This window comes from Flavobacterium sp. RSP49, assembly GCF_003968735.1.
Classification (GTDB): Bacteria; Bacteroidota; Bacteroidia; order Flavobacteriales; family Flavobacteriaceae; genus Flavobacterium.
Genome location: NZ_RYDN01000005.1, coordinates 119,631 through 135,138, shown reverse-complemented (window position 1 = coordinate 135,138; position 15,508 = coordinate 119,631). Strand labels below are relative to the sequence as shown.

Genomic DNA, 15,508 nt, shown 5'->3' with positions numbered 1-15,508 from the left:
TTTTAAATCCTAACAGGGTTGTTTTTATAGTTGGCTGATAAATTCGGTTGCAGCTTTACCTGCGTTATCAGTTTTCATAAAGTTTTCTCCAATTAGGAATCCTTTATATCCAAATGGTTTTAATTCATTAATCGCTTCAATTGATGAAATCCCACTTTCGGAAATTTTTATAAAATCATCTGGGATTTGCGCTGCTAATTGCTTGCTGAAATCCAAATTCACTTCAAAGGTTTTTAGGTTTCTATTGTTTACACCAATCATATCTAATGTAGGCATAATTGATTTTTCTAGTTCCTCTTGATTGTGTACCTCCAGTAAAACTTCTAGTCCTAAACTTTTGGCAAATTCAGACAAGGATTTGATTTCTTCTCTGGTTAAAATTGCTGCGATAAGTAGAATTAAATCAGCTCCGTAGGCTTTGGCTTCCAATATTTGATAGTCATCAACAATGAATTCTTTTCGCAATAATGGTATATTTACTGTGGCTCTTGCCAAAAGCAAATCGTCTAACGAACCACCAAAATATTTTCCATCAGTCAATACTGAAATCCCGCAAGCCCCTGCATTTTCATATCCTCTGGTTACTTCTTCAACCGTAAAACTATAATTTATTTCAGCTTTGGAGGGCGAACGGCGTTTGTGTTCTGCAATAATTCCGGATGTGCTTTTTTGTAAATTAGTACTCAAAGAGATCGTCTTTTTTTCAAAAAAAACAGATGCTTCCAATTGTGAAACTGGTATGATAGATTTCTTGAGAATGACTTCTCTTTTTTTGTCAACTATGATTTTATCTAAAATATTCATTTATTTTTTTGTTTAAAGTTTTATTTGTTCAAGGTTTAAAGTTGTTGGAAATGCAAACAACTTTAAACCTTGAACTTCAAACTATTTTTATTTACTTAAATCTTTCAATTTCTTCAAAGCTACAAGTCCTTTACCGGATAATAAACTTTCTTTCGCTATTTGAAATCCTTCTAAAGGAGAACATTTTGTAACAGTCGCAATTGCCATGGCCGCATTGGCACAAATCACATTATTTTGTGCTTCTGTTCCTTTACCGGAAATGATATCAGTAAACATTTGAGCAGATTGCTCTATAGTTTTCCCTCCTTCGATTTCGCTTTGCAGCAAAAGGTGAACACCAAAATCTTCCGGATTTATCATGCCTTCCATGGAGCTGGTAATCGTTTTTGTAGGTCCCGTCAAGGACACTTCATCATAGCCGTCAAGCGAATGCAGGATGGTAAAGTTCACATCAGTATTTTGATATAAATACGCATACATTCTGGCCATTTCTAAATTGAAAACACCAACCAATTGATTTTTTGGGAACGATGGATTTACCATTGGTCCCAACATATTGAAAAAAGTTTTCACCCCTAATTCTTTTCGAATAGGTCCCACATTTTTCATCGCTGGATGAAATAATGGAGCATGTAGAATACAAATTCCCGCTTTATCAATACTTTTTTCTAAGAAATCAGAATCGTTACTAAACTTAATGCCTAATTTCTCCATTACGTTACTAGAACCTGAAATGGAAGAAACACCATAATTCCCATGTTTTGCCACTTTAATTCCTGCACCCGCTGCCACAAAAGAAGCCAAGGTTGAAATATTAAAAGTGTCTTTTCCGTCACCACCTGTACCGCATAAATCGATGGTATCATATGCGGATAAATCCACACGAATGCACAGTTCTAACAACGCTTCACGAAAACCGGCTAGTTCTTCAATGCTGATGCTTCGCATCATATACACGGTTAGGAAAGCAGCTATCTGACTCGAGTTATAGCTCCCGTTGGAAATATTAACCAGTACGTTTTTTGCTTCTTCTTGAGAAAGGATTTCGTGATTGATTAATCTGTTTAATATATTTTTCATTTTTATATATGTCTTAAAGTTGAAAGTCTTAAAGCCTTAAAGTCTTTCAACTTTATGACATTTGACTTTATGACTAATTTTTAACCCAGTTCTCCAACATCTTTTTTCCATTTGGAGTCAACACACTCTCGGGATGAAATTGTACACCACGTACATCGTATGTTTTGTGGCGCAATGACATTACTTGCCCGTTTTCATCAAAGGAAGTTGCCTCTAGAACATCCGGTAAATTGGCATTAACTACCCAGGAATGATACCGTCCTACTTCAAATTCGTTTCCTAATCCTTCAAATAAAATGTCATCATCTACTACTGTTTTCACCTTGGTAGCCACACCGTGATATACTTTGTCTAAATTGGAAAGCGTTCCTCCGTAAACTTCTCCGATAGCTTGTTGGCCTAAACATACCCCGAAAATACTTTTTGTAGGGCCATATTTTTGAATCACTGCTTTGAGTAACCCCGCTTCATCCGGAATTCCGGGTCCCGGCGAAAGAAGAATTTTATCGAAAACGGCAATTTCATCAATGTCAAATTCATCGTTTCTATAAACGGTTACTTCGCAATCTAAATCTTCCAGATAATGCACTAAATTGTAAGTGAAACTATCGTAATTGTCTATAACTAGTATTTTTTTCATTTTCCTCCCCCAACCCCTCCGAAGGAGGGGAGTACCTATTGGGGTAAATAGGTTTTTTAATTGTTATTTTTATTTACAACTTCATAAGTTGCTAATTTTTTTACATTTGGCTCCCTTCCCGTCAGGGAGGGTTGGGAAGGGGATTTATATTGTCTCCGCTAAATCCAAAGCGGCATTTAAGGCCCTCAATTTATTATATACTTCCTGCATTTCGCTTTCTTCATCTGAACTGGCTACAATTCCGGCGCCGGCTTGAGAATGCAATTGATGGTTTTTACTAAGGAAAGTCCGAATCATAATCGCATGATTAAAATTACCTTCAAAATCCATAAAACCTATAGCACCACCATAAAAATTACGATTTGTTTTTTCATACTCCTCAATCAGTTGCATGGCTCTGTGTTTGGGAGCGCCACTCAATGTTCCAGCTGGAAAAGTATCGGCTACAACCTGCATTGTAGAAGCTTTTTCATGTAAATGTCCGGTTACTTTTGAAACTAAGTGAATGACATGTGAGAAAAACTGCACCTCCCTGTATTTCTCTACATTCACATTATGACCGTTGCGGCTCAAATCATTTCGGGCTAAATCCACCAACATTACATGTTCACTATTTTCTTTTTTATCAATGGATAGCTCTTTGGCAAGAATGGCATCTTTTTCATCATCGCCTGTTCTTTTAAAAGTTCCTGCAATAGGATGAATTTCAGCTTTGCGGTCTTTGACAATAATTTGGGCTTCGGGCGAAGAACCAAATATTTTGAAATCACCGTAATCAAAAAAGAATAAATAAGGCGAAGGATTAATGCTTCTCAATGCTCTATATACATTGAATTCATCGCCCTTGAACCCTTGTGTAAACCGTCTTGACAAAACCAATTGGAACACATCACCTCTAAAGCAATGTTTTTTGGCTAAAGCCACATTATGTTTGAATTCTTCGTCGGTTAAATTTGAAAATCCGTCTCCTTGTTTCGAAAATTTATAAGAAGCAATATTTCGGGATTGTAATAATTGTTCAATTTCTGAAATGTTGTTTTTACCATCTAAACTATGACAAAAAATATAGGCCTCATTCTTGAAATGATTAATAGCAATTATGTTTTGGTACACGGCATAATACACATCAGGAATGGTATTGCTATTTTCTTTTTTGGCAATAGACACTTTTTCAAAGTAACGAACAGCATCGTACGAAATATATCCAAAAAGTCCATTATTGATGAATTTAAAATCGTTTTTCTCGGATTTGAATTGACCCGAAAATTCTTGAATTACTTGCGGGATATTGGTGTTGGCATCAATTTCAATTTTCTCAAAACTCCCATCAGGAAATGTTTTGTAGATGATTTCATTTTCTATTTTTATGGAAGCAATCGGATTACAACAAATATAGGAGAAACTGTTGTCATTACCATGATAGTCGCTACTTTCCAGTAGTAAACTATTTGGAAATTTATCACGAATTTTGAGATATACGCTGACAGGAGTTATCGTATCTGCCAGGATTTGTTTGTATTTGGTATTTAATATCAAAGTTTTCATTGTGTTTTTGTTATTTGATAGCAACAGGATGCATCCTATGTGTGTTCTAATTTATAATTTGAAACAAAAAAAAGGCCTGTCGTGATGACAAGCCTTTTATATTTATAGTTTTAATAATACTATAGGAGCTTAGTTCACGACGACTGACGTAAATTGTTCCACCACCAAGTATTGTTTAAAATTGTTTTCATGTTTTCTTTATTGCTACAAATATAGAAATGAAATTTGATTTTTCAAAAATATTAGACGTGAAATAAGTTGAAAAGTATAGTTTTTTTGTTAAATAAATTTTCAGGCTAGAATTATTAAAATAAAACCCCGACAATTGCTTGTTGGGGTTAGAAAACGAATGTACTTAAATTTAGAATTTCAAAGCAACAGCTAAAGCAAAATCGTCTGAAATTGCTTTATCTCCTAGGTTGTCAAAGAAACTTCCAGAACCGTATTTGATGTCATATTTTGTTCTGTCAATTTTTACAGTACTTGAAGCTGTATTTGCAGTTGTAGTTAAATCAAAAGTAACTGGTTTCGTAATTCCTTTAATTGTTAAATCTCCAGTTACAGTGTACACATTGGGTGCTTTGGTAACTAATTTTTTGAATACTAAGGTTGCTGTTGCAAATTTTTCAATTCCAAAAAAATCTTCTGATTTCAAGTGGCCTTCTAATTTTTCTTTGCCTTGACCTGCTTTTAAGTCTGTTGCCACAAGTGAGGTCATGTCTACGTTGAAGGTACCGCCAACTAATTTTGTTCCTTTAAAAACTAATGCGCCATCTTTCAGATTGACTGTTCCTTCATGTTGTCCCGTTACTTTTTTTCCTGTCCAGTTGATGGTGCTTTTTGCAGCATCAACTTTTTTAGTTTGCGCTGATACTGATACCGTAGATAAAACCACTACTAATGCTAATGCGATTGATTTGAAATTTTTCATGTGTTTGAATATTTAATTTTGAATTTGATTAATAATTATAATGTGATAAATAATTCTTCGTTTGATTTTCTAACTTTTTTGTTGTGTTGTGTTGCATCATCCTCGTGTCTATAGCCAATAGTTGCTATTAAAGTGGCATTTAAACCTAATTTGTCCAAACCTAGTATTTCATTGACCTCGGCAGGAACAAAACCTTCCATGGGTGTGGCATCAATTTTAAGTTCAGCAGCGGCATTCAATAAATTTCCTAAAGCCAAATACGTTTGTTTTGCCGTCCAGATATTTCGCATTTCTTCAGGAAGAGAGGTGATGTTTTTAATCACCAAATCTTGATACCCCTTCATACTTTCTAGAGGAATTTGTCTAATTTCACTAGTATTTTTAAAATAATTATCGATTCCGGTTGTGCCAAAGTTAATTTCATTAGCAAAGATAATTAAGTGTGATGCCTCTATAATTTGCGATTGTCCCCAAGCTGATGGTCTAATTTTAGCTCTTAGTTCAGGATTTTCAACAATTATAACTTTATAAGGTTGCAATCCGTAGGAAGAAGAACTTAAACGGATTGCTTCTTTTAGAATATTTAAATCTGCATTGGATATTTTCTTGGTGGCGTCAAACTTTTTGGTGGCGTATCTCCAATTTTGGTGGTCTAAAAAGGTGTTCATATTATATGTGCTATTTATTGGTTTCTGTATTTTTCTAATAATTGATTTAATTGAATGATTTCCTCTGCACTCAAATTTTTTGAAAAAAACGCTTCGTGTGCGATTACTTTAGGATCTAATACTGCTAAAACATCCAATCCTTTTTGTGTAATCAGAACTTCTATCTTACGTCTGTTTTCAGGACACACTTTTCGAGTGACAAACGCTTTCAATAGTAGTTTGTCAACTAATCGAGTGGTGTTACTGGTCTTGGCTAACATTCGCTCCTGAATGGCCCACATATTGGCAGGATTTCCTTTTTGGCCTCTTAATATTCGAAGTACATTGTATTGTTCTCCTGATATTTCGTGAGGTTTTAATAATTCATTAAATTTTTCTGCAATTACATTTTGTGTGTACAACACATTAAGGATAATTTTTTTTGAATTATCTATTGGTATAGTTGTTTTTAAAATTTCTTCAATTTTCATATTTGTATATATGTAATTTGTTGGTACAAATGTAACACTTTTTATAGTTGTATATACAAGTGTTGGGTTTTTTTGTTAATTATTTTTTAAGTGCTATCCAAGATACTGGCTTGTGCAAATAAAAATATAGCCTATACACGAGGCGCACCCGGCGCATAATATGCCAATTTGTAAATAATAATATTTTCATTTTTGCTGTCTAAAAAAGGAATCTGAATTTAGTTCTTTATTTTTTTGATCGTGTACTTTTCGTCATAAGCAGTCACTTCGTGTAATGTTTCGGTTGTAATTTCATTTTTACTCACAAGTAGCACATGGGCAAAATTACTGCTGATACTTACATTTAAAACACTGTTAATTGCCAGTAGTTTTTCTATAAGTTTTTCCATACAGTCGCTATCTGTAATGCCTTCCAGCTCATATAAATTCACAACAACCTGACTGTTTTTTTTAATTCGATAAACAACTCTGAATTTGCTCTTGGTGCAATTGAATCTTTAGATACCTCTATTTTCAAAAAGTCAAAAGCACCTTTGAAAATCAGCTCATATTCTTCTTTGCTTCCGCCAAAAGGAGGTCCGGATTCAAACGTTCTATTGAATAATAATCCCGCCAGAATTCCTTCTTCAGCTAAGAGTTGATGCATTTTCCAAACGTATTTCTGGCGCATTGTTGGAGGCAAAGCGCAGAAAAAAGTTTGCTCAATAATCAAATCATAGTTTCCCTGATGTGTAAAGAAATCGCCTAAAACAATCTTAATAGAAGGGTTGTTTTTAAATTTTTCTTTTAAAGCTCTAACAGGTGTTGGAGCAATATCAATAATGGTAACATTTGTAAATCCATGCTCCAGAAGATATTCCGCTTCGTAGCTGTTGCCACAACCGGGAATCAAAACACGACTGTTTTTAGTAGTTATAGTATTGATATACCTTTGTATGGGCGGAGATACTTGGCCTAAATCCCAACCGGTTGTTTTGGTTTTGTATTGTGCTTCCCAATAGCCTTGGTCCAGCGGTTCGTTGTTAGAAATGACACAACATTTTAGATGCTCCATAATTTTATTTTTTTGAAATAGCCATTACTTTGAAACAGCCGTTGTCATTGAAATTATTTTTATTTCAAAATTTTGCTTTGGCAAACGAAATCCGTTTTAGGAGCAGTCGTTTTTGCAATAGCATTAAAACCGCCTTCAATTTCAGTAAAATTTCTAAAACCCCGCGCTTCCAGTATTGAAGCCGCAATCATACTGCGGTATCCACCGGCACAATGCAGGTAAAAATGGGCTTTAGGATTTACGTCTTTGATCCATTCATTAATAGCTGCTAATGGCTTGCTGTAGGACTCCTCAACATGTTCTGCGGAGTATTCACTTTCTTTCCGAATGTCGATTACTTTGCTTTGGCCAATTTTTACTTCCTTGGCAAATTGTTCTGCAGTAATTCTATGTACGGTATCCATTTCTTTTCCTGCTTTTGCCCAGGTATCAAAACCACCAGCCAGATGCCCCATTAAGTTGTCAAAACCCACACGGCTCAAGCGCGTAACGGTTTCTTCCTCTTGTCCCGGTTCACAAACAATCAGGATGGGTTGTTGCACATTGGCAATTAAAGTGCCTACCCAAGGAGCAAAATCACCATCAATCCCAATATTTATGGATTGCGGAATAAATCCTTTGGCAAATTCTCCGTTAGTACGGGTGTCTAATAATAAAGCTCCGGTTTCTTCAGCGGCTACTTCAAATTCAGAAGGGGAAAGCGCACGCATTCCCAGATTCAAAACGTTTTCAAAACTTTCATATCCTTTTTTGTTCATTGCCACATTCATACCAAAATAAGCTGGAGGAGGCAATAAACCTTCGGTGACTTCATGAACAAATTCAGCTTCCGTCATGTTCGCACGCAATGCATAATTGGTCGCTTTTTGGTCGCCAATGGTCGAAACGGTTTCCTTGCTCATGTTTTTTCCACAGGCACTTCCTGCACCGTGAGCAGGATATACGATGACGTCGTCTGCCAAGGTCATAATCTTTGTTCGTAAAGAATGAAATAAAGTTGTGGCCAGCTGTTCCTGGGTCATGTGTGCCGCTTTTTGGGCTAAATCCGGTCTTCCCACATCACCAATGAACAAGGTGTCACCGGAGAAAATGGCATGGTTTTTTCCGTTTTCGTTTATCAATAAAAAAGTGGTGCTTTCCATGGTATGTCCCGGCGTGTGTAGTACTTTTATTTTGATGTTTCCAATGCTGAATTCCTGTCCGTCATTTGCAGAAATGCATTCAAATTCACATGTTGCATTTGGGCCATAAACGATAGGAGCACCAGTTTGACGGCTTAAATCTATGTGACCGGAAACAAAATCAGCGTGGAAATGAGTTTCAAAAATGTATTTTAATTGCACACCATCTCGTTCTAATCGATCCAGATAGGGCTGGGTTTCCCGTAACGGGTCAATAATGGCTGCTTCCCCATTTGAAGTAATATAATACGCACCTTGTGCTAAACATCCGGTATATATTTGTTCGATTTGCATGATTGCGTTTTTTTAATTTATGGTATAAATGTACTTTTGTTTTTTAGGATAAACGGTAACAATTGCTACATTCTGTTTTTTTAATTCAGGAGAAATTCTTTGATAATAATATACATTCCCATAGCTAACAAAAACCAACCAAAAGCCGGTTTTAGTTTTGCGCCATCGATTTTTTTAGATAAATAGGTGCCAATGAATAGTCCCAGGATGGCAATTGCCGAAATGGTAAAAAGCAGTCTGAAATTGATGCTGATACCGTTTAACACATCGCCGCCAAAACCAATTAACGAAGTAATAAAGATAATCAACAAAGAGGTGCCAATAGCTTGTTTCATGGGTAAATTTGCGAAGAAAAGCAAGGCCGGAATGATCAAAAAACCACCACCAGCGCCTAAAAAACCAGTAAGGAAACCTACTAATAGTCCAATGAGGGCTATCTTACCGAAATTGTCTTTTTGAAGAGTTTTTTTTGGTGTTGCCTTTTTGATCATCGATACGGACGTGGCAATCATAAGGCACGCAAACACAATCAGAATCAAAAGATTTTTTGATACTTCAAAATGGTGGAGTGTGAAAATAATGGCCGGAATTTTTGGCAACACAATTTCTCGTACAAAAAGTAAAGAGAGAAGAGAAGGAATCGCAAAGGCTAACGCTGGTTTTATTTTTAAATTACCGAGTTTGTACTGGCTGTAGCTCCCAATCATAGCTGTTATTCCGACTATAAATAACGAATAACTGGTGGCTAGTTCAGGATTGATATTAAAGAGATATACCAGTATGGGAACGGCAAGTATGGATCCGCCACCGCCAATTAAACCCAAAGAAAGACCAATAATAACTGAAGCAAAATAGCCTAAATATTCCATCGTAACATTTTTTTGAAGCTCTGATTTTTAAAAATAGTTGCACAAAAACACCGCTTCAGGGCGTAAATTTTATTTTAACAGTTCAATGTTATTGCGGTGTAAGGCCACAATGCCGCGTTGTTCCATTTTTTTTAACAAACGCGATATTACTTCTCTTGAGGTATTAAGCTCTGATGCGATTTCCTGATGGGAGAGTTTCAATTCTTTACAACCACAAACATCGGCATGGCGTTTTAGATAAAATTCCAATCGCTCATCCATCGCACGGAAAGCAATGCTGTCAACGACTTCGAGAACCTCCTCAAAACGACTTCTGTACGTGTCAATTACAAATTCATACCAGCTGCGGTGTTGCATCATCCACTTGTCCATCAAGGGTAAGGGCACTAAGATTAATTCAACATCTTCAACGACTTTAGCCATGATTTGGCTTTTTTCATTTTTGGTGGCACATATCATGGAAATGGCACAAGCCTGACCGGGTTGTAAATAATACATAAAAAACTCTCCTCCATTTTCATCTTCTCGATAGACCTTAATTTTCCCATTGATTACCAATACAGTGTTTTTTATGTACTGTCCGGTACGCATGATGATATCACCAGTTTTGAAAGATTGGATCGCAGCATTTGCATCCACATCTTTGACTAGTTCAGTAGAAAATAAGGGAAATATTTTTTTTATGGAATCGAGCATTTTTTATTTTTTTCTATATTCTGCCGTGTAAAAGTAGTATAAAAAACTCAAAAAAAAGGCTGTTTTTCAGACTATAACAGTGTCCAAGCCTCTGATTTATGGCTTGTTGTCTATGGATTTAATAGACTATTTCTAATAAGAGTTCAAGCGTTAGTTTTAGTTTATTGATGTTTAATGTTTTGCGAAAATGATTTTTTAATAAAAACATCTAATTAACAATTGTTACGTTTATTGTTTGGTAAAAACGTTGTATTTTTACAAAAAACATCATTATGAATTTAACACAAGAAGATTGGGTTTCTCAATTTGAAGCTGATGAAAATGCAGTAATTCTCGACGTGAGAACCGAAGATGAATTTAGCGAAGGCTATATTGCCAATGCCATCAATATTGATATTCACAGCGGCCAAGATTTTGTAACTGAAATAGAAGCTTTGGACAAAAATAAAAAGTATTATGTGTATTGTCGCTCCGGAATGCGAAGTGCAAAAGCATGCGAAATAATGAATCAGCTTGGTTTTGAAAATGCCTACAATTTAATGGGCGGAATTATTGAATGGGATGGAGAAGTAGTAGCTCCATAAAGCACAAAGAGGGTAATGCACCTTTTGAATATTTAAATTATAGATTTCACCACTTTTTGTGTGGGTTTAATTAGAAATCACACTACTTAGGGAATCTTTTTTTTACCATTAATACATTAAATAGCAGTAAGTTTAATTAACATAATGCTTCAATACAGGTGTCATTAAGTCTTTATTTTGTAGAACAGTATAGCAAGTAACACATACCCATATCGTGGCGGGATCAAATTATAAATATAATATCTATCTTTATGAATGTAATACCAGAAGAATTTAAAATTAGCACTTTATTAAATCAAGATACGTACTTAATTGATGGAGAATTAAAAAAATGGACCGGCCAGACAACTCCTGTTTTTTCAACAATTTCATCCACGGAAGAATATGGTCCAACTATTTTAGGCTCTATTCCATTTATGGGGGAAACGGAAGCGCTAGAGGCGGTAAATGCAGCCAATGCAGCGTACAATAACGGTCAAGGATTATGGCCTACGATGAAAGTGGCGGATCGGATAAAGTGTATGGAAAACTTTGTTACTCAAATGAAAACGACCCGTACAGACGTAGTTAAACTATTGATGTGGGAAATAGGAAAATCATTGGGTGATTCTGAAAAAGAATTTGACAGAACTGTAGAATATATATATGACACTATTGACAGTTTAAAAGAATTGAACAGCCGTAGTGCTCATTTTTCTAAAGTTCAGGGAGTAAACGCGATGGTTCGTAGAGGACCACTTGGAGTTGTTTTATGCCTTGGGCCTTATAATTATCCGTTGAATGAGACTTTTTCGTTGCTCATTCCAGCATTGATCATGGGGAACCCAGTAATTTTTAAACCGGCAAAACATGGTGTGCTGTTGATCTCCCCTTTATTAGAAGCTTTTAGAAGCAGTTTTCCAAAAGGAGCCATCAATATTGTATACGGTCGCGGACGTGAAGTGGCTTCTCCAATAATGAAATCCGGTAAAGTAGCTATTTTGGCTTTGATAGGAAACAGTACATCAGCGATTGCATTACAAGACCAGCATCCTAATAAAAACAGATTGCGTTTGATCCTAGGCTTAGAGGCGAAAAACCCTGCTATAGTTCTTCCGGATGCTGATTTAGACTTGGCCATCCAAGAGTGTATTGGTGGTTCTTTATCGTTTAATGGACAGCGTTGTACGGCTTTGAAAGTTTTGTATGTGCATGAGTCTATTGTTGAGGAGTTCAATACGCGTTTTGCTGCCAAAGTGGATGCCTTAGTTTTTGGAAATCCGTGGGAGGCCTCCGTGTTTCTGACGCCTTTACCAGAAAAAGAAAAACCAGCCTACATTCAGGAATTGATTGATGATGCTACTAGTAAAGGAGCTATTATAATTAATGAAAAGGGAGGACAGCATTATTCTAATTACATCTTTCCGGCTGTTTTATTTCCAGTAAATAAAGAAATGCGTGTGTATAACGAAGAGCAATTTGGTCCTGTGGTGCCTATTATTTCTTTCAAAGACATTCAGGAACCTTTGAATGATATGGCCGAATCGAATTATGGGCAACAAGTAAGTTTATTTGGAAAAGATATTAAAACTATTGCGCCACTTATTGATGCTTTGGTGAATTTAGTGTGCAGAGTAAACCTGAATAGTTCTTGCCAAAGAGGTCCGGATGTTTTACCGTTTACAGGACGAAAAGATTCAGCAGTAGGAACACTGAGTATTCATGATGCGTTGCGCTCGTTCTCAATTAGAACCTTTGTAGCCTCTAAAGACAATGCCTATAACAATGCTATTTTACAGGAATTATTGAGCAGTAAAGAATCTAATTTTATTAATACCGATTATATTTTATAATCTTTTATAATCAAAAAAAGCCGGCTCATTTTTTCGAGCCGGCTTTTTTTTGGCCTTAGCATTCCTCTTTGAAATATATTTTAGGATTTTAAACGACATATTTCAAAAACATCACCTGCTAATAGCGCCATAAAATAGTAGGGTTTATAGAATTAATACCTGATGGACAAATCCTTATTTAGGTGAAATTATCTAAAAAGCTTAAAAAGAAACTTTATCTTTATACTTTTTACGAAGTGCAATTATTAACTAAATATATACTTACATGAAAAATCTAATCCTTTTTTGTTTACTATTAGCTTGCTTTGGGTTCGAAAGTTGTAAAAAAAATCAAAATCTGAACGCTACAGATGCTGTGCAAGCCCAAGCTGAAAAGCCAATAAACGTTCAGTGTTATAAAGCTTTGTTCGAAAATGACACCATTGATTTAGAAATTAGCACTCTGCAAAACGGAAAAATTACAGGAAACATGGTGATGAAGATTTTTAACATGCCCAAAAAAACTGGAAAAATCAACGGCGAATTCCGAGGCGATACATTATTTGCTGACTACTCGTTTATTCAAGGAACTTATGATAAAATAACGTATAAAAATCCATTGGCAATGTTAAAGAATGGGAACGAACTCATTTTAGGTAATGGAAAAATTGAAACTTATTTAGGAGCTTCTTATTTTGTGAAAGGCGTACCTATAGATTTTGATAACGTGAAATATAAATTTACAAGTGTTGATTGTGTTGGTGTAAAATAATTAATTCAACAGCATAAAAAATATTTCTCAAAACATCAAAAGTGCAATTTCTGCCAACAAGATTCAAATATTTTGTCGGATTCAATTTGATTAACAGTAAGTAACAATCAGTGTGTAATGGGATATTTTAAAATTAGATAAAATGAAGTAACAAATTGATTTTAAGATACTATTATTAAGCATTCCCTTTGAATAATCTTTAATTTTAGTTCTTTTTTTGTGAACCACTTATTATTCTAGAAATCAATCCTTGTTGGTTCGTAAATTCAGAAAAGAAAATAGTCGCCAAGTGAATTACAATAAAGGTCAATAAATAATAAATGGAAAGGTCATGTATATCTTCCATTGATTTCTTACTATTTTCTGGACCCAAAACGATGATTAAACCGGTGATTAGGGAAATTGCCACACAAGCATAAAAAACTAAATACGTCCAACACTGGATTTTTTCTTTAAATACTAATCCTTTAGTAAAGGGATTGGAGAATTTCATGTGTCCAAAAAAGGGAAGCGCCAATCTGATACTGTACAGCCCCACTAACGCATAACCAATATAAACGTGCCAATCCCACATGGGTTTTCTTATTTTTTTAGCAAGCAAAATAAGCTGATCCTGGGATAAGGATTGATTTGTGGTTGAAAGATAGTCTTGCATGATCAGTGCAACATTATTTTTGTTCATCCAGGTCATCCTAAGAAATATGGTAATAAGCATTAACGTCATACAAAAGGCTATTGACCAGTGCATGATTCGGTAAATGGCGGAGTAATTTCTGGATTTCATGATTTATCAGAATTGGGTTGTTATGGTTTAAGAGTCAGTTTTGATCGCAATACAATTTTAGAAAGAATGTGGGTTTAATTAATTTAAAGTACGCAGATTATAATGAAAGGCAATGAAGAATGTTCTTAGAAAAATAGCAACGATACGCTTCTATTTTACAGGCCAATATATCGTTCTTTCTTTAAAGTGTGGCAGAATGATCACTTTTAGGAAAAACACTCAAGGCTTCAAGCGCAATTTTTGGAGTAGGAGAGGCTAGTTTGCGAAGTTTGAGATCCATCCAAGCGCCATCAACTGTTATAGTTGCACATAATTTGTTGTCCTCATTTATAAACTCATGAACAATAGACCAACGGGAAGCATCCGCATTTACTTTTGAAGTTTTGGTGTGCATAAAAATGTTGTCAGAAAGCTTTATTTCTTTTCTAAAAACACATTCTTCCCTAAAAAGAATAGGGCCAAAGCCTTGTGACTGCATCACCTTAATGGTCAAACCAAGACTTTCCAGAATTTCGATACGATGCTGTGCGCCAAAGTCATAATAAGCACTGTGCCGAACGTGAAAATTAGGATCAAGATCTGACCAACGAAAGGATAATTCTTTTTTAAATGAAGCCATTGTTTTTTTTTAGAGATGTTTCCAAGATTTGATATCAAGGAAGCACTGGGTTTTTTTTGAAATTCAAAAGTACGACAAAAAGCAAGTGGAAAGCTAATGAAATTATAAATCCGATCCATTTATTGTGGTATGTTTTTAGCACTATTAGAAATATTGAATAGTGAAGCCCAATTAAAAAAAATCCTATTAAATAAAAAAGCCCTTCAGAAAATCCAAAGGGCTGATGCTTGCTGCGTAATTTATTTTTTTGATTCTTCAACAGAAACTTTTCTAAACTCTTTTAGTAGTTTTTCCAGTTCCAAAGTTGATTTGCGAGCTCTTGGTCCGGCAGCTTTGACACCTTTCTCCGTTAGTGACTCAGATTCTGTTTTGAATGTTTCGAATTCAGCGTTGATTTTTGCAACTAAATCTTTCATAATAGTACTGTATTAAATTAGGGCGCAAAAATAGAATTTTGATTTTTAGATTGGGATGTTTTGAGGTTTAAATTAACATTAGGGAACCATTATTTTATTATCTGGGTCAGAAACATTCATTTTTTATAAATTAATGAATGAAATTATGCGCTCTTTCTTTAATTATGCAATAAATAAGAAGTGAGATCTCAGTATTCCTGTGATCAAGAATGACGACTTTAGGAAGAATGACAACTTCTCTGTGGTGTCATATTGTCAGATTTTTTTACGCCAATTTTAACATAAACTGA

The 15,508-nt window shown here is 35.2% G+C and carries 18 protein-coding genes; 3 read left to right on the top strand and 15 right to left on the bottom strand.

Annotated features, from left to right (window positions below):
• Nucleotides 1–24 precede the first annotated feature (24 nt).
• The 12 genes from trpC to EKM02_RS04595 all read right to left on the bottom strand — a co-directional run bounded on the left by trpC (nucleotide 25) and on the right by EKM02_RS04595 (nucleotide 10,232).
• A complete protein-coding gene (trpC, locus tag EKM02_RS04645; protein ID WP_126452561.1) occupies nucleotides 25–804 on the bottom strand; it encodes an indole-3-glycerol phosphate synthase TrpC in 780 nt (259 codons plus the stop codon).
• A gap of 87 nt (nucleotides 805–891) precedes the next feature.
• Entirely contained in the window at nucleotides 892–1,884 is a 993-nt protein-coding gene (gene trpD, locus EKM02_RS04640) for an anthranilate phosphoribosyltransferase (RefSeq protein ID WP_126452559.1), read from the bottom strand.
• A 73-nt stretch (nucleotides 1,885–1,957) separates the two neighbouring features.
• Nucleotides 1,958–2,524: an anthranilate synthase component II gene (locus tag EKM02_RS04635; protein WP_126452557.1), complete on the bottom strand. Its 567-nt coding sequence runs from the start codon at nucleotides 2,522–2,524 to the stop codon at nucleotides 1,958–1,960.
• 144 nt (nucleotides 2,525–2,668) lie between these two features.
• Entirely contained in the window at nucleotides 2,669–4,069 is a 1,401-nt protein-coding gene (locus EKM02_RS04630; RefSeq protein WP_126452555.1) for an anthranilate synthase component I family protein, read from the bottom strand.
• 361 nt (nucleotides 4,070–4,430) lie between these two features.
• On the bottom strand, nucleotides 4,431–5,000 hold the full coding sequence (locus tag EKM02_RS04625) for a YceI family protein (RefSeq protein WP_126452553.1): 570 nt from the start codon (nucleotides 4,998–5,000) through the stop codon (nucleotides 4,431–4,433).
• Nucleotides 5,001–5,035: 35 nt separating this feature from the next.
• Nucleotides 5,036–5,668 (bottom strand): NAD(P)H-dependent oxidoreductase, encoded by a 633-nt coding sequence (locus EKM02_RS04620; protein WP_126452551.1) that lies wholly within the window; start codon nucleotides 5,666–5,668, stop codon nucleotides 5,036–5,038.
• Between the two features lie 14 nt (nucleotides 5,669–5,682).
• Nucleotides 5,683–6,138 (bottom strand): MarR family winged helix-turn-helix transcriptional regulator, encoded by a 456-nt coding sequence (locus tag EKM02_RS04615; protein WP_126452549.1) that lies wholly within the window; start codon nucleotides 6,136–6,138, stop codon nucleotides 5,683–5,685.
• A 218-nt stretch (nucleotides 6,139–6,356) separates the two neighbouring features.
• Nucleotides 6,357–6,527: a hypothetical protein gene (locus tag EKM02_RS14965; protein ID WP_234423152.1), complete on the bottom strand. Its 171-nt coding sequence runs from the start codon at nucleotides 6,525–6,527 to the stop codon at nucleotides 6,357–6,359.
• 38 nt (nucleotides 6,528–6,565) lie between these two features.
• Nucleotides 6,566–7,192, bottom strand: coding sequence for a methyltransferase domain-containing protein (locus EKM02_RS04610; RefSeq protein ID WP_234423151.1), 627 nt, complete (start codon nucleotides 7,190–7,192; stop codon nucleotides 6,566–6,568).
• Between the two features lie 59 nt (nucleotides 7,193–7,251).
• On the bottom strand, nucleotides 7,252–8,667 hold the full coding sequence (locus tag EKM02_RS04605) for an MBL fold metallo-hydrolase (protein ID WP_126452548.1): 1,416 nt from the start codon (nucleotides 8,665–8,667) through the stop codon (nucleotides 7,252–7,254).
• Nucleotides 8,668–8,747: 80 nt separating this feature from the next.
• Complete coding sequence (locus tag EKM02_RS04600; protein ID WP_126452546.1) at nucleotides 8,748–9,536, bottom strand: sulfite exporter TauE/SafE family protein; 789 nt, start codon at nucleotides 9,534–9,536, stop codon at nucleotides 8,748–8,750.
• Nucleotides 9,537–9,605: 69 nt separating this feature from the next.
• Nucleotides 9,606–10,232 carry a Crp/Fnr family transcriptional regulator gene (locus EKM02_RS04595; protein WP_126452544.1) on the bottom strand — a complete coding sequence of 209 codons (627 nt, stop codon included), beginning with the start codon at nucleotides 10,230–10,232 and terminating at the stop codon, nucleotides 9,606–9,608.
• Between the two features lie 272 nt (nucleotides 10,233–10,504).
• Between EKM02_RS04595 and EKM02_RS04590 the strand changes: the two genes are divergently transcribed.
• The 3 genes from EKM02_RS04590 to EKM02_RS04580 all read left to right on the top strand — a co-directional run bounded on the left by EKM02_RS04590 (nucleotide 10,505) and on the right by EKM02_RS04580 (nucleotide 13,399).
• Nucleotides 10,505–10,816: a rhodanese-like domain-containing protein gene (locus EKM02_RS04590; protein ID WP_126452542.1), complete on the top strand. Its 312-nt coding sequence runs from the start codon at nucleotides 10,505–10,507 to the stop codon at nucleotides 10,814–10,816.
• A 251-nt stretch (nucleotides 10,817–11,067) separates the two neighbouring features.
• A complete protein-coding gene (locus tag EKM02_RS04585; protein WP_126452540.1) occupies nucleotides 11,068–12,648 on the top strand; it encodes an NADP-dependent glyceraldehyde-3-phosphate dehydrogenase in 1,581 nt (526 codons plus the stop codon).
• Nucleotides 12,649–12,913: 265 nt separating this feature from the next.
• Nucleotides 12,914–13,399, top strand: a complete 486-nt coding sequence (locus EKM02_RS04580) for a hypothetical protein (protein ID WP_126452538.1) — start codon at nucleotides 12,914–12,916, stop codon at nucleotides 13,397–13,399.
• A gap of 205 nt (nucleotides 13,400–13,604) precedes the next feature.
• Here the strand turns inward: EKM02_RS04580 and EKM02_RS04575 are convergent, their stop codons facing one another.
• The 3 genes from EKM02_RS04575 to EKM02_RS04565 all read right to left on the bottom strand — a co-directional run bounded on the left by EKM02_RS04575 (nucleotide 13,605) and on the right by EKM02_RS04565 (nucleotide 15,218).
• Nucleotides 13,605–14,183: a cytochrome b/b6 domain-containing protein gene (locus EKM02_RS04575; protein WP_126452536.1), complete on the bottom strand. Its 579-nt coding sequence runs from the start codon at nucleotides 14,181–14,183 to the stop codon at nucleotides 13,605–13,607.
• A gap of 181 nt (nucleotides 14,184–14,364) precedes the next feature.
• Complete coding sequence (locus EKM02_RS04570; protein WP_126452534.1) at nucleotides 14,365–14,802, bottom strand: acyl-CoA thioesterase; 438 nt, start codon at nucleotides 14,800–14,802, stop codon at nucleotides 14,365–14,367.
• Nucleotides 14,803–15,041: 239 nt separating this feature from the next.
• Nucleotides 15,042–15,218, bottom strand: coding sequence for a histone H1 (locus tag EKM02_RS04565; RefSeq protein ID WP_126452532.1), 177 nt, complete (start codon nucleotides 15,216–15,218; stop codon nucleotides 15,042–15,044).
• Between the last annotated feature and the right edge of the window lie 290 nt (nucleotides 15,219–15,508).

What these genes read in the sequence shown, in the direction of transcription:
- trpC (WP_126452561.1), bottom strand. Translation starts at nt 804, where the DNA reads ATGAATATTTTAGATAAAATCATAGTTGACAAAAAAAGAGAAGTCATT.
- trpD (WP_126452559.1), bottom strand. Translation starts at nt 1,884, where the DNA reads ATGAAAAATATATTAAACAGATTAATCAATCACGAAATCCTTTCTCAA.
- EKM02_RS04635 (WP_126452557.1), bottom strand. Translation starts at nt 2,524, where the DNA reads ATGAAAAAAATACTAGTTATAGACAATTACGATAGTTTCACTTACAAT.
- EKM02_RS04630 (WP_126452555.1), bottom strand. Translation starts at nt 4,069, where the DNA reads ATGAAAACTTTGATATTAAATACCAAATACAAACAAATCCTGGCAGAT.
- EKM02_RS04625 (WP_126452553.1), bottom strand. Translation starts at nt 5,000, where the DNA reads ATGAAAAATTTCAAATCAATCGCATTAGCATTAGTAGTGGTTTTATCT.
- EKM02_RS04620 (WP_126452551.1), bottom strand. Translation starts at nt 5,668, where the DNA reads ATGAACACCTTTTTAGACCACCAAAATTGGAGATACGCCACCAAAAAG.
- EKM02_RS04615 (WP_126452549.1), bottom strand. Translation starts at nt 6,138, where the DNA reads ATGAAAATTGAAGAAATTTTAAAAACAACTATACCAATAGATAATTCA.
- EKM02_RS14965 (WP_234423152.1), bottom strand. Translation starts at nt 6,527, where the DNA reads ATGGAAAAACTTATAGAAAAACTACTGGCAATTAACAGTGTTTTAAAT.
- EKM02_RS04610 (WP_234423151.1), bottom strand. Translation starts at nt 7,192, where the DNA reads ATGGAGCATCTAAAATGTTGTGTCATTTCTAACAACGAACCGCTGGAC.
- EKM02_RS04605 (WP_126452548.1), bottom strand. Translation starts at nt 8,667, where the DNA reads ATGCAAATCGAACAAATATATACCGGATGTTTAGCACAAGGTGCGTAT.
- EKM02_RS04600 (WP_126452546.1), bottom strand. Translation starts at nt 9,536, where the DNA reads ATGGAATATTTAGGCTATTTTGCTTCAGTTATTATTGGTCTTTCTTTG.
- EKM02_RS04595 (WP_126452544.1), bottom strand. Translation starts at nt 10,232, where the DNA reads ATGCTCGATTCCATAAAAAAAATATTTCCCTTATTTTCTACTGAACTA.
- EKM02_RS04590 (WP_126452542.1), top strand. Translation starts at nt 10,505, where the DNA reads ATGAATTTAACACAAGAAGATTGGGTTTCTCAATTTGAAGCTGATGAA.
- EKM02_RS04585 (WP_126452540.1), top strand. Translation starts at nt 11,068, where the DNA reads ATGAATGTAATACCAGAAGAATTTAAAATTAGCACTTTATTAAATCAA.
- EKM02_RS04580 (WP_126452538.1), top strand. Translation starts at nt 12,914, where the DNA reads ATGAAAAATCTAATCCTTTTTTGTTTACTATTAGCTTGCTTTGGGTTC.
- EKM02_RS04575 (WP_126452536.1), bottom strand. Translation starts at nt 14,183, where the DNA reads ATGAAATCCAGAAATTACTCCGCCATTTACCGAATCATGCACTGGTCA.
- EKM02_RS04570 (WP_126452534.1), bottom strand. Translation starts at nt 14,802, where the DNA reads ATGGCTTCATTTAAAAAAGAATTATCCTTTCGTTGGTCAGATCTTGAT.
- EKM02_RS04565 (WP_126452532.1), bottom strand. Translation starts at nt 15,218, where the DNA reads ATGAAAGATTTAGTTGCAAAAATCAACGCTGAATTCGAAACATTCAAA.